This window comes from Litoreibacter ascidiaceicola (assembly GCF_900129235.1).
Taxonomy (GTDB): domain Bacteria; phylum Pseudomonadota; class Alphaproteobacteria; order Rhodobacterales; family Rhodobacteraceae; genus Litoreibacter; species Litoreibacter ascidiaceicola.
In genome coordinates this window covers 50,306-64,013 of sequence record NZ_FQUV01000002.1, presented here as the reverse complement: position 1 = coordinate 64,013, position 13,708 = coordinate 50,306, and the positions used below count along the sequence as shown (strand labels likewise).

The following is a 13,708-nucleotide window of genomic DNA, read 5'->3' as shown; positions in this document are numbered from 1 at the left end:
ATAGGGGCGGTCTCATTTCACACGCTAGTAGTCTTTCTCGAAGAACACACCGATCCCCGTGTCGCCGTCACTGCTCAGGCGGCCGCGAACAGTTACTGTCGGGCTGACCTCAAGGTTGAGGTTGATCTGGCTTTCTCCATCACTCTTGACGGTGACATCTGTGTAGATGTTGTCAGAGATATACTTGCCCACTTTCGCTTGCGTGTTGCCGTCCGCATCGGTTCCGATATCCAAATCGTCGACACCTAGCTTGTCGCGGATGCCGTCGGTCAGACTGGTCCCGCTTCGCCCCGCAAGCGTCCGGACGGCTAAGGCCAATTGCACGGCCTGAAATGCCGAAATTTGCGTGACTTCGCGTCCAAACAGCAACAGGGACAGCGCTTCCTCCTCTGGCAGCTCTGGCGACGAGGTTACTGTGACTTCCGGCTCGGATGCCAAGCCTTCCAATAACAGCCCGACCGTCACATCCTCGACCTGAGACGTCGCAGCGAACTTGATCACCGGATCAAAGTCACCACGCAATCGCACAGATCCTTCGGTCAGATTTAGCCGCCTTCCCAACAAATCCAGACGACCACGGATCAGATCAAATCCACCGACAGGGTTCACGTTATTGGTGGTACCTGTCAGGCCCAAAGTGCCGCCCAGTTCAGCATCTAACCCCCGTCCGCGTACGAACAAGCGGCTAGGAATACGCAAGGTCAGGTTCAGCGGAAAACCCGGAGTGCTTGATTCCACGGCATCGCTTTCCTTGTCCAACCCGGCGAAGCGAAGCGTTCGGCGGACATCTTGCGACGGGTTCAAGTGGCGCAACCCTTCCAGTGCGGAATAGGAGGGACCAAATTGCGGGATCCTGATCTCCGCCGTTTCGACATCGATCACACCGCCGATTGTGGCTCCACCAATCAGCGCTCCGTTGACAGTCAAGCGCCCCCCGAGCGTGGTTTCGAACAGGGACGCATCGCGCAGAGTGACGCGCTGAAGGTCGGCAGTTAATTGGGCGTTATAGGGCGATGTCAGTGACACTGGGCCGCTCAGCGTTACACTGCCTCCGGTCGACACGCCCGCATCAAACGACAGCTGCGCCTGCCCACCAGAGAGCCGGACTTGCCCATTGATTTGGTTAAGGGCCGTGCTTCGCGACGGAATGGCTAAGCGGCCGTCAACAATGTTCACTTGGCCGGATACGGATTGCAACGCCGGTGGTCCGTTCACCTGAAGATCGAAACGCGCAAGTCCGGTCAGGTTTTGCCCCTGCAAACGCGCATTAATCAATGCCAAAGGGGCCGAGCCGTTCAATGCGACGGCGACCGTCGAGAAATCCTCAGCCACACGACCGTTGGCCGCGACAGCAACGCCACCAGGCCCCTGACCTGAGGCGTCAATCGCCCAGGATTGCTGCTGCTTCACCGCAGTACCGCTCACATTTGCCGGACCGGGAAAATCGGGAACGATCAAGCCCAGATTGGCAAGTGACACGCGGTAGTCCAATTGCCCCGCCTCCGGCCCAAAACTCCCGCTCACCTGCGCATCAAGGGCCGAGCCGTCGACTTCCAAACTTCGAATGAGTGTGACGCCCGCGACATCGCGGGTTGCGGAAAAATCAAACCGCGTGGCCCCTCTCAGCAATGGCTCGAGCGTTGGTTGACCGAACGCAATAGATTGCGCCTGACCGCTGGCCGTCAAATCGAAACTGCCTCTCAAGACATCCGCATTCCCCGACGCTTCGAGGTTTACCCCACCAGAAAGCCCCCGCCCTGCCAGCTTGGAGAAGGCCGACAGCCTTTCGACAGCTGCTGTAACCGTACCATCGACAAGAAGGTTGCCATCCTTAAAGCCCCGCACCGTGCCGCGATAGTCTGCCTGCGTCCCGCCGGGCAAGGACGCGGTTGTGGCAATGGTCCAAACGTCGCCATCTTGCGTCGCTTCAACCGTGAGGTCGGCAGCACCGCTCAACTCAGGGAGAGCTTTGGAGACATCCGGCAATTTGGCACGCAACGTGGCCACGCTTCCGTCTGTCCGCAACGTGGCGTTTGCGTCTATGCTTGCGTGGTCCGTCGCTATTCGTAGAGGCTCTGCCTTCAATCCGTTCTCGTTACGCGACAGCCCCAAAGTCAGCTTGCCCTCACCCGACAACAACGGGTCGAGTTGGGCGACACCTGTGGCAAGGTTGCGCGTTGTCCCGTCAAAATTAAGGTCTAGGACACCCGTCAAAGGTTCCAGCGCCCCAACAACGGCGAGATCCGCAGCACCAGATAAATCAATCTGTGCAAGCCCCGCAAAACGAGACAGATCTTCAGCGATCACCTGTAGGTCAGGAGTGACTTTTATAGCCTCAACGCTGTCGGTCGCATCGACCGAGAGCTCACCCGTCAGGCCATAGTCGCTGCCCGACAGGTCAATTTCACGCACACTCAGCACGCCGCTATTGGCCCACTCAAAAAGAAGTCCACCGCGCAACCGATCCCCGACAGCTTGTGCGAACGCCGCATCTTGTAAAGCGATGCCCTCAATCTTTAGCTGCAAGGTTCCGTCGACACTTTCGGCAGCCTTTTCAATGGTGCCAGCAGCGTCGAACTTGGCCAAGTCCAGCCGCAGCCCGGCTTGCTCCACTCCGCTGGCGCGTCCCAGAAGTTGCCAAGCCTCACCAGCCTCCGCATCGAATGTTCCGAATAGCTCCACCCGCTTAACAGACGTCGCAGGCCCCGGGAGTGGCAAGACGACAGTGTCGCCGTCCGGTGGCACAATTTCACCATCCAGCTTCAGTTTATTTGGCCAGCCATCCGCGCCAATTTCGGCGGAGCCTTGTATTTGCATTGCAGCGGTTTGGAGGTTCAGTTCATCAAGGTTGATACCCCCCACTACAGAGCGGTCCCCTCGCGCCTTTAGCTGGATATTGGTGCCAAGAAACTCGGCGAATTCCGGCACGAAGACCGGCGCCACGTCGCCGCTCAAATTCACTGCAAAGCCGGTGCCACCGTCGGCATCCGTTTTCAGCTCGACCACACCTTGAAGGCGATCTTCACCATCGGTCGCAAGCAGAATGTTCGCACTGAAATCCGTGACCGGATCATCGCCTTGAACCGTGAGCGTGATCGACGGATGGCCGGGTATGTTGAGCAGTTTTACCGCGATCCCGTCCGCAGGTTCGGTCAGGTTCAAGTCCAGTAACAGGTCGCGCGAGGTGTTGTCGAACTCAGCCGCCAGACTGAAATTCCCTGCTTGATCCAAGCGTTCGATTTCAAGAACAGCAACCCCGGCACCATTTGCCAAACGTGCATTTCCCGATACGGAAACTTGCGCCGCTTCCCCGAACATCTCGGCAGCAACATTGACGGCTCCGATCTTCAGGCTGTCGACATTGACCGACACAGGCAGGTCAGGCAATGAAAACGCGCCGCTCGCCTCCGGGGAGGGTAATGCTGTGTCTGCAGCGACCGGCTGCCGGATCAGATCAATTGTCTCAACGGATATTTCGGCAATCTCGATTTGGCCGCGCAACAAGGCAGAGCGGTTCCACGCCAGAGAGACACCATCCGCACTGAGCCAGACCCCTTCCGTATCGGCAACGGTAATACGCTCAACGGTCGCGCGCGCACTGAGCGCACCTTCGAAGCCTTCAAGCGTGACCTTCCCGCCATCGCTAGACAATGCGTCCTCTAGCAAGCCCTGAATATAGCCGCGATCGCTGTTTTCCTGCTGTCCGAGCGCCGCAAACGGGGCAAACACAAACAGCAAGCAAAGAAGAAGACCCCGCATCAGAATGCCTGCCCTATGCCGACATAAATCTGAACGCCATTTCCGGTGTTACCAGCAACAGGGGCCGCAACGTCCAAGCGGATCGGACCAACCGGTGTTTTATAGCGCAGGCCCAAGCCCGCGCCTGCGTGCCAGTCACCATTGCCCAAACTGTCCGCGCCGACATATCCGGCGTCCACAAATGCAACCACGCCGATGGTGTCGGTGATGGATTGGCGCACCTCACCCGACAGGCCCGCGAAGGAGCGCCCCCCCAAAGTTCCGCCTGCGACAGGTGTTGCAAGGGACTGGTAGGGTTGGCCCCGCACCGTGCCACCACCGCCGGAATAGAATAGAAAGTCGGGCGGCGCGTCTTGAGCTGTCACGCCGATCAAAGAGCCAAGCTGCAATCTACCCGCCAAAACCGTCTTCTTTTCCGAACCAACAGCATAGTAGCCTCGTGCATCAAAGCTCAGATGTGCCCCGCTTCGGCCCTGAACTGACTCGTAAAACGGTGTCGCTTTACCTTTCAGATAAAACCCTTGGGTTGCATCCAGCCTGTCATCCCGCGCGTCGTAGGTCAGCGAAATCGGGAAGCTGAACATCTGCAAGGTCCGCTTGGTATTCGGCGTGGCGTATAGGTCGGTCACTCGTGAATAGCTGTACCCGATCCCAAGCTCGCCTGTCAGCCGCTCGCCGAACTCATGCGAAGCACCGATAGCCAGCTCGACCTTCTTCTCGATGTAGTCTTCTTCGTCGGTGTAGTAGGTCCCGAATTCGGCAAAGAACAAGGTGTCGGGGCCATACACGGCAGGCTTTTCAAGGCGGAAGGACAACGCATAATCTATGCCGCTCGATGTTCCACCGATCTGTGCAATCTCGGAGTCGATGCGGAACAGTTCTGCCCCGCCCAGAAAGTTCCGGTGCAGCCAATATCCGGACACCGTCAGACCGTCCAAACTGGACAACTCCAGCCCGCCACCGATGCGGCGTGGCTTTCTGTCTATGACATTTATCTGCATATCAAGCGTGCCGTCTTCGGCGATCTCGTCGGCCTCTGTGACCTGGACCGACTTGAAGGTACCCACTTTGCGCAACCGCGCGGCAGCCTTCTTCACCGCGTCGGGGTCAAAGACCTTTCCGCTCGGCAGGCCTGCGATGTTTCTGACGCGTTTCTCGCGCACGGCTGTCTCGCCAGTCACCGCGACTTTACCGAAGGTGGCCCGCCGCCCTGTCGCGATCTCTACGTCCACATCAAGCTGTGCTGTTTTATGACGTGCCAACACCGATTGATCGGCAACCTCCGCTTTCGCGTAGCCAACCTGTCGCCAGTCGTCGACGGATTCTTTCACCGTGCTGCGGACGACATCTGCAAGCGCGGGTGCACCCGTTCTGAAACCGGACTGCAAAGGGCTGGTGTCAACCAACGGACCGATATTGGCTCTTCCAAACCGGAAAGGACGTCCGGGCTCCACGCGAATTTGCACGACATCCACGCGCGCCGGTTCACGGAAAGGATCAATGAGCGCCGCCTCTCGACCATCCACAAGCACGCTCACGACCGATGAGTAATACCCTTTTGAATACAACACTTCGATGAGTTGGGCATATTCCGACCGTGCCGCAGTGATTACATCACCGGTCGTTACATTACCGTCCAAAGCCCTCAGGACTGAGTTTGCCTGCAGGCTTTGCTGCAATTCGGCGTCCGCGCTGCCGATCAACTGCACATCAACGCGCTCAAGCGCGCTCGCAGTTCCGGGGAACATCATCCCAAGAAAGCCAGCGGTTATGAGACGAATTAAATTGTACTTGATCATCGACGTTGCACCCTAGGCCCAGACTATCCGAGGCGCGCGCAAGCCACCATCGCTTTAGCGCATCTCGGCATCAAATCGTGCTTGACCCGACCAGACCGAACACGCGCTTTTCTTTCAACGCGCGCCGCTCCTATTTTGTTCCCAATCCATGCGTTCCTTCGCGAAGGTCAAGCCGCACTTTCCAATGTCTCTTCGCGCTTTACGACGGCCTCTGCAAGACAATGCGCCACGGCAAACACAAGTGTGAACATGGCTCGCAAATTCTCCGCCTATCACCACGTTTGGGTTCAAAGCAACCATGACGGGGGTTCAGTATCCGCATGACCCGAGACCGCGGCCTGCGCGCACTCTTCCAGACTTCCAAATCGCACTTCGCACCCTGTCAGACCATTCGCGTAATGGGAGTATTTGCCCGAGTTGGTCATGAGAACTTTCGTATCCGGAGGGAACACCGGCTTTGTGATCGAGCACCAACAGAGATCGGCAATGACCTGAACGCCAGCACGCCGAAGCACGTCAACAAGGCCTTCCAACGTCGCGTCTTCCAACACTTTTCGACCGACTGTTACGATCATGGCAGTCTGTGGGTCGCAGGTCTTTCCATGCAGAAATTGTGCGAGCTTCCGGCATTCTGAGAGCGAGGCATGAGGGCTTCCGATCGCGACAAGGTCGACCTGTGCACCACCCGTATTGAACTCTTGCCAGACCAACGCCAAATCGGGCGACGTAATGTCGAAGACCGCCGCGTCGGCCACGAGCAGTCGCTCACCCTCTGGCGTATGACCGCGGACATGCAGCATCGGAGCCGCCGAGGTCGTGCCAAACGCCGCGCACAATGCTTTCAGGTCGTCGGAGGATGGCGAAGCATGCTCCAACCCCGTCAGAACAGGAATGCCGCTGGGCGATTTGCAACCTGCCAACCATCCCAACATCGGCCACAGGGCGTCATCATAGGTCTCGGGTAACGCGACGCGCAATTCGCACTCGGGCACACGGTTGGCGGCCAGGTACACGCCGGTATTCGGGGCGCGCCCCGTCATGGCAATAAACAGATCCAGATAATCCGGGTGTTTCTCGGTTCGTGCACCAAGAACGGAATTTGCAAAGATCACAGCATTCGATTCGGACCAGCCAATGGCCTCGCCCAATTGTGGCCTGTCGTCCAAAAGGTAGGGGGCGCAGGTAAAGGTCGCGCGCGCGCCCATAATCACATAGGCATCTGCAAGACGGCTGGCTTTATTGCCAAAATCAGGCACGACGCCTTGAGATGACCAGTTTTTACGGTCGACCGAAATCGCGTTGATCGTCGTGGGTATGCGGGTCTTCGCGCCCATCTGGAGCATCTTTTCTGCGAAGTCGAGATTGGCATCATGTGCAAGGATGCAGCCGTCGATATGCGCGCGGGTCACATCGACGAGATCACGCGCGCCCTGCACCGCCGCCATCAGGCACAAGACCTCCATCGCAACTTGCAACGCTGGTCCCTGTTGTCCAGCCAGCATGGCCCGGTCGGTGTCATTCAAGGCCAATTCGTCCAGATCAGGGTGTGATAAACCCACCGTCTGCCTGCCAAAAAACAGCTCATCACCACTAATTCTTGCGGTCGTTTCTTTGGACAATTCATCATAGATCATCGGCGAAAGCCGCAACACAGCGACCGGACGATCGAAAAGGCGCTCAGCGATCATCGCGCCCAGTGTCAGGATGTCTTCATCTTCGCGAAACACGAGTGCGGCAGGGGCGCAGCCATTCCGCGCCAATTGCAACAAAACGCCACTGCCGCTGCACGACCCGCGCGAGCTTGGCATCAAAACGATTTTTCCGGCAAGGCAAGCCCCGTGATCGGGATGGTGAGCATCAATGATCACCCCCGTATCAGGATCAACGCCACCCCAAAAACTCAGCCCTTCAAAGCAGGTCAGGACGTCCCCTTCGGCGTCGTTTTGAACAAGGAGCATCGCAATGGACGCGTCAGGCACTTTCAACATCCTCGCTCACAGCTTCGGAAATCACTAGCTCGGAGACAACCCACGAAGGCGTTCGGACCGGCGGCGCAGCATTTCCAGGACGAACAGCAACGCAACTGAGACTGCGATCAGGATCGTCGCCACAGCTAGGATGGTCGGGCTGATTTGCTCACGCAGGCCGGTGAACATCTGCCATGGCAACGTCTTTTGTCCGGCGGAACCTACGAAGAGCACCACCACAACCTCGTCAAACGACGTGATGAAGGCGAACAGGCCGCCTGAGACGACGCCAGGCAGGATCAATGGCATCTGCACGCGGAAGAAGGTTGTAACCGGTCCTGCGCCCATGTTGGCCGCCGCGCGGGTCAGCGATTGGTCAAAGCCCACCAAGGTCGCGGTCACGGTAATAATCACGAAGGGAATACCCAACGCTGCGTGCGCCAGAACCACGCCCCAGTAGGTACCCGTCAGCGTGAAGGGCAGCTCAAGCTTTCCGTAGAACGGGATCGGAATATAGGGGTTGGAATAGAAGAAATACATGCCCGTCGCCGAGATGATCAGGGGAACGATCATCGGTGAAATCAGCACCGCCATAATCGCCCGCCGGAACGGCACGTGGCTTTGGGACAGACCGATGGCGGCCAAAGTCCCCAAGGAAACAGACAAAATGGTTGCCACAGGGGCAATCTTCAACGAGTTACGTAGCGCCAGTTGCCAATCGGAATTGGTAAAGAAATCCTGATAGTGCTTCGTAGAATAGCCCGCAGGATCAAATGCCAGCATCTCCGGCGTGAAGGTAAAGAAGTTCTCCGCGTTAAACGACAGCGGGATGATCACAAGGATCGGCGCGATCAGGAAGAAGAAAATCACCCCGCAAATGACGCGGAAACTGTAGTACCAGACGCGCTGGCCGGTTGATGCATATGGTGGCAATCCAGACATATCTCAGCCCCCCAGCTTCACGTTATCAATGCCAACGATCTTGTCGTAAACCCAGTAGAGAAGCAGCACCACTGCCAACAGGATGGATCCCAAGGCCGCCGCCAGCCCCCAGTTCAAAGAACTGGAAATGTGGTAGGCAATCCGGTTGGAAATGAAGACACCCTTGGTGCCCCCCACCAGTTCCGGTGTGATGTAGTAGCCAATCGACAGGATGAATACGAGAATGCACCCTGCCCCGATCCCCGGCACAGATTGCGGGAAGTAGACCCGCCAGAACGCCGTCCAGTCGGTTGCGCCCAAAGACTTGGCCGCCCGCAGGTAACTAGGTGGGATTGTTTTCATCACCGAGTACAGCGGCAAAATCATAAACGGCAGCAGGATATGCGTCATGGCAATGATCGTACCCGTCTGGTTGTTGATCAGTTGCAGTCGCCCATCATCGGCAACAAGGCCGATCCAGACTAGAACGTCATTGATCACACCCTGCTGTTGAAGCAGCACTTTCCATGCCGAAGTCCTCACCAGCAGCGACGTCCAGAACGGCAGCAATACAAGGATCATCAGCAGGTTGGCCGTGCGATCCCTCAGGTTCGCCAGCAGCCATGCAATCGGGTAGCCTAAAAGCACGCACATACCCATGATCGACAGGGACATGATCATGGTGCGAATAAACAGCACAACATAGATCCTCTCGCTCTCGGGCCGCGCCTCGGCGCCATCTGGGCCTTTAAGCAAATCAACGGAGTTCAGGAAATAGCCATTGGTGTATTTCGGCGCGTAAATCTTGATGGTCTGCCAGACATCAATATCCAGCCAATCCTTATCGACTTCCACGAATTGATCGCGCAGCGAAACCGGCTCCACCCCCGAAACATCGACCGCGACGGGTAGCGAAGCCCCGGCGACTGCCTCGTTATAGAGGGCGGTGTAGACAAAATCCCATGGCTCTTCTTTGGCCGGATCGTCGTTGTCGACCTCCACGATCATTTTAGCCCAAGCATCATAAGTTGCAGCGGTTACAGGCACAGCGGCGCGGACGGTGTCGTCACTCATCCAAGCGGCCCATTGGCCCGGATCGGCATAGGCGGGGTCAGCATCGCGGAAAGCATCGGCATATACGTCGGTATCAAACCGCTTCACGCGGCGACCGGACTTACGAAACAGCGATGAAACGCCAGTCAGCTCATAATTCAAACGACTGCCCAGTCGCGTATGGGATTTGTATTCGGTGGCAAGCGCCATATCGGTATAAAGCGCGTTAAAAACTGCCTCGCCTGGCGCTTCTCCACTGGAGCTGTCCCAGCCTTCGAGCGCTTTGACAGTACGCGGCAAAGTATCCGACACAATCTCGTTTTCGACCGAGCGGAACAGCATGTCAGCGATTGGCATCACGAAGGATACCAGGATGAAAATAAGCAAGGGGGCGATCAGGGCCAGCGCGCGCAACTTCTGACGGCGCAAGGCGCGGTTAAGTGAGGCCTTTAGGGGCCGTCCATCTGCTGCCAAAACCTCTGTCACGTTTTCCGCCCCAGTCTTTGAAAAGTTCGTTCAAGCGAAATGGGGCGCAACACACGGTCGCGCCCCATAACCAATCAGTTTATTTGGACAACCATGCCTGGAATTTTGCATCCAGATCGTCACGGTAATCAGCCCACCACTCGTAGTTATACAAGAAGGTGTTCTTGGCGTTGTTCGGATCGGTTGGCATATGTGGTGCCATTTCGATACCCAAGTCAGCGTGCTTGCCGACCAGCGGTGCAGAAGATGCACGTGCCGGACCGTAAGCGATGTACTTGGACTGATCCGCCAAACGCTGTGTATCCGTTGCGAACTTGACGTAATCCAGCGCACGTGCTTCGCGCTCTGGGGTCAGGCCTGCGGGGATGATCCAGCCGTCGAGGTCGAACACTTGCGCGTCCCAGAGCATTGCAACGGGTTGCTTTTGCTCTTCAATCAAGCTGAACAAACGACCGTTATAGGTCGAGCCCATGACAACTTCGCCATCTGCCAGAAGCTGCGGCGTATCAGCGCCGGCGGACCACCAGATAACATCGTCTTTGATGGTATCGAGCTTGGCAAAGGCTTGCGCCTGACCTTCTTCGGTTTCCAGAACGTCATAGACTGCGTCCTTGGCGACGCCGTCACACAGCAGCGCCCATTCCATGTTGTTGATCGGACGCTTTTCGAGCGAGCGCTTACCTGGATAGGCATCGGTGTCGAAGATCGCGCAGATCTCAGTCGGAGCAGTGTCACCCACAAGATCCGTGCGGTAACCAACTGTGGTCGAATAAACGATCTGCGGGATGAAGCATTCGGAGACCAGCAAGTCGCCAAAATCGTCCGAAGCCTTGGAGCCGTCATCGCCATCTGCCAATTGCGTGTCAGGATCGATTTCCATCGCCAGACCTTCGTCGCACAGACGGATCGCGTCAGATGCTACAACGTCGACCACGTCCCATGTGACGTTGCCCGCTTCGTTCATCGCACGCAGTTTCGCCACGGCTTCGGCAGAGCTTTCATCGTTGATGATGTTGACTCCGGTATTCTCCATATAGGGCTCGTGATAAGCCTTTTGCTGCGAGTTGGAATACGCGCCGCCCCAGCTTACGATCGTCATTTCATTGGCCATATGCCCGTCCGCCAAGGCCATTGAGGCCGTCAGCGTCAGGCAAGATGTAGCCATCAGTTTCAGTGTCGTTTTCATGTATTTCTCCCAGTGTTTGCCCGGTCTTTCGTCGAAGGTTGGAGCGTTCCGGGCGACCGCTCCACCGCATGCATCAGGCGTCGAGCGCCCGGCAATCTTCCGGCATCCAGCCTATTTCGATCATCTGACCCGGCTTTAGACGGGCTTGATCCGGTGCGTTGCGTGTCTTGATCACGAATTCATCTGTACCCGCGACGCGCAACCGCGTTCTGAAAATATCACCCATGTATATGAACTCAAGCACTTCGGCTTTCAGAGTGTGGGCGTCGTCGTGCAAGCGTTCCCGATTGAATTCCACGCGCTCGGGGCGGATCGAAACTCTGGTGCGCTCCCCGACCTTTGTGACGTTGACAGGGACGGCGTCGATGATGTCACCGCTATCTAATTTCACAATGCAGGTATCGCCTTTGATCTCTTGAACAACGCCGTCCAAGGTGTTGTTTTCACCAATGAACTGCGCGACGAAACTGTTCTGCGGCTTCTCGTAAAGCTCGTCTGGTGCGGCCAGCTGCTGAATCCGTCCATCATCAAAAACCGCGACCCGATCCGACATCGTCAATGCCTCGGTCTGGTCATGGGTGACGTAGACCGTGGTGATCCCCAGCTCGTGGGCAAGGTTGGTGATTTCAAACTGCAATGTTTCCCGAAGCTGCTTGTCGAGAGCGCCCAAAGGTTCGTCCATCAAGACCAGTTCCGGCTCGAACACCAGCGCGCGTGACAGTGCAATCCGCTGCTGCTGGCCGCCCGAAAGCTGTGCGGGACGGCGACCTGCGAAATCACCCATCTGAACCATGTCCAACGCGCGTTTCACCTTCTCTTCGCGCTCGGACTTACCGATTTTGCGAACTTCCAGTGGGAAAGACAGGTTTTCAGCGACGGTCATATGCGGGAACAGTGCGTAGTTCTGGAACACCATACCAATGCCACGCTTATGCGGGGGGATGTTGTTGATCGAAACGCCATCGAGCAAAATATCCCCGTGAGTGGCTGTCTCAAACCCTGCCAGCATCATCAAGCAGGTGGTCTTGCCCGATCCCGATGGGCCAAGCATTGTGAGAAATTCGCCCTTAGGCATGGACAGATTGAGGTCCTTTACGACCAAGTTTTCCCCGTCGTAGCTTTTCTGAACGCGTTCAAAAGCTACGAATGCGGACTTTTCTTCAACCATCGAGACCATTTCCCCCAAATGACGTCTCACGCACGACACGCGAGTTTGTCGAATTTCGGCAATCCTGTCTGCTCAGTGTCCGGAACACAACCGGAATTCCAGAGAAAGGCCGCAAAGCCTTCCTCTGAAAGCATTTTTAGCCAACGACGTTAAAGTCAGGACCGTAAGGATAGCCCGTGATATTGTCATTTCCGTCCTCGGTAATGACTAAAATATCGTGCTCGCGATATCCCCCTGCTCCGGGCTGGCCATCGGCGATCGTCAGCATCGGCTCCATGGAGATGACCATGCCGGGCTCCAGCACCGTGTCGATATCCTCGCGCAATTCCAGCCCCGCTTCACGGCCGTAGTAGTGAGAGAGCACACCGAAGGAATGCCCGTATCCAAATGTGCGGTATTGCAACAGATCACGTTCCGCAAAGAAGGTGTTGATTTTCTCGGTTACCTCCGCGCAGCTTGCGCCGGGCTGGAGCAGGCTCATCCCGTATTCATGGGCGGCCACATTGGCTTCCCATATTTTCAGGCTCGCCGGATCGACCTCTTCAACAAACAGGGTGCGTTCCAGCGCGGTGTAGTAGCCCGAAATCATCGGAAAGGTGTTGAGGCTGAGGATGTCCCCCCGCTCCAGCTTGCGCGATGTCACCGGGTTATGCGCCCCATCGGTGTTTATTCCTGACTGGAACCACACCCAAGTGTCACGGTACTCGGCGTCAGGAAAGCGTTTGGCAATTTCCAGCTCCATCGCATCACGACCTGCCATGGCAACGTCGATCTCGCGCACGCCCGCCTTGATGGCGTCCTTTATGGCGTAGCCACCGACATCGGCGACATTTGCACCGGCGCGGATCAGATCAATCTCTGCCTTGGACTTGTGCATCCGCTGGATCATTGTTGCTGGTGCAATGTCTTTGGAGGATTTCGGGCTCAGGAACTCATCCAGCAGCGCCTTTTGCGCAAGACTGATGTGATCCCCCTCATATCCAATGGTTTTGCCCGATCCGGTGACCGATTGAATAGCGCGCCAGTAGTTGTTCCGCTGCCAGTCAGTATAGGTGACGTTGTCGCCATACCCACGGCGCCAGGGTTGTGCTGCATCAATGCCAGCGCTGAATGTCACGTTTGCGTCGGCAGTCACGACCAAGGCGTAAGGCCGCCCGAACGAACAATATAAAAAGCCGGAATAATAGGCGATGTTGTGCATTGAGGTGAACACGCAGGCATCGACACCTTCTGCGACCATCGTGGCGCGCAGCTTGGTCAGGCGCGCCTCGTATTCCGCATCAGCGAACGGAAGAACTCTCTCTCCCTGGTGAAAACGGTAGCTTTGTGGACGGTCCATTTGGTACTCCTTCGTTCCGCAAACCGAGAC

The 13,708-nt window shown here is 56.8% G+C and carries 8 protein-coding genes; all 8 read right to left on the bottom strand.

Annotated elements, in window-relative coordinates:
• Positions 1-24: 24 nt before the first annotated feature.
• The gene (locus BUB72_RS03475) at positions 25-3,759 is read right to left on the bottom strand and encodes a translocation/assembly module TamB domain-containing protein (RefSeq protein ID WP_073140755.1); all 3,735 of its coding nucleotides are present in this window, start codon (positions 3,757-3,759) and stop codon (positions 25-27) included.
• Positions 3,759-5,558, bottom strand: a complete 1,800-nt coding sequence (locus BUB72_RS03470) for an autotransporter assembly complex protein TamA (RefSeq protein ID WP_083588553.1) — start codon at positions 5,556-5,558, stop codon at positions 3,759-3,761. The genes BUB72_RS03475 and BUB72_RS03470 overlap by 1 nt, the downstream gene beginning before the upstream one ends.
• A 287-nt stretch (positions 5,559-5,845) precedes the next feature.
• Positions 5,846-7,537: a cis-3-hydroxy-L-proline dehydratase gene (gene lhpI, locus BUB72_RS03465; RefSeq protein WP_342742147.1), complete on the bottom strand. Its 1,692-nt coding sequence runs from the start codon at positions 7,535-7,537 to the stop codon at positions 5,846-5,848.
• A gap of 33 nt (positions 7,538-7,570) precedes the next feature.
• A complete protein-coding gene (locus tag BUB72_RS03460) occupies positions 7,571-8,467 on the bottom strand; it encodes an ABC transporter permease (protein ID WP_073140753.1) in 897 nt (298 codons plus the stop codon).
• Between the two features lie 3 nt (positions 8,468-8,470).
• Positions 8,471-9,985 carry an ABC transporter permease gene (locus BUB72_RS03455; protein WP_073140750.1) on the bottom strand — a complete coding sequence of 505 codons (1,515 nt, stop codon included), beginning with the start codon at positions 9,983-9,985 and terminating at the stop codon, positions 8,471-8,473.
• 79 nt (positions 9,986-10,064) lie between these two features.
• Positions 10,065-11,171: an extracellular solute-binding protein gene (locus tag BUB72_RS03450; RefSeq protein WP_073140749.1), complete on the bottom strand. Its 1,107-nt coding sequence runs from the start codon at positions 11,169-11,171 to the stop codon at positions 10,065-10,067.
• Positions 11,172-11,244: 73 nt separating this feature from the next.
• Positions 11,245-12,339, bottom strand: a complete 1,095-nt coding sequence (locus BUB72_RS03445; RefSeq protein ID WP_073141647.1) for an ABC transporter ATP-binding protein — start codon at positions 12,337-12,339, stop codon at positions 11,245-11,247.
• 136 nt (positions 12,340-12,475) lie between these two features.
• Entirely contained in the window at positions 12,476-13,678 is a 1,203-nt protein-coding gene (locus tag BUB72_RS03440) for an aminopeptidase P family protein (protein WP_073140747.1), read from the bottom strand.
• Between the last annotated feature and the right edge of the window lie 30 nt (positions 13,679-13,708).

What these genes read in the sequence shown, in the direction of transcription:
- BUB72_RS03475 (WP_073140755.1), bottom strand. Translation starts at nt 3,759, where the DNA reads ATGCGGGGTCTTCTTCTTTGCTTGCTGTTTGTGTTTGCCCCGTTTGCG.
- BUB72_RS03470 (WP_083588553.1), bottom strand. Translation starts at nt 5,558, where the DNA reads ATGATCAAGTACAATTTAATTCGTCTCATAACCGCTGGCTTTCTTGGG.
- BUB72_RS03460 (WP_073140753.1), bottom strand. Translation starts at nt 8,467, where the DNA reads ATGTCTGGATTGCCACCATATGCATCAACCGGCCAGCGCGTCTGGTAC.
- BUB72_RS03450 (WP_073140749.1), bottom strand. Translation starts at nt 11,171, where the DNA reads ATGAAAACGACACTGAAACTGATGGCTACATCTTGCCTGACGCTGACG.
- BUB72_RS03445 (WP_073141647.1), bottom strand. Translation starts at nt 12,339, where the DNA reads ATGGTTGAAGAAAAGTCCGCATTCGTAGCTTTTGAACGCGTTCAGAAA.
- BUB72_RS03440 (WP_073140747.1), bottom strand. Translation starts at nt 13,678, where the DNA reads ATGGACCGTCCACAAAGCTACCGTTTTCACCAGGGAGAGAGAGTTCTT.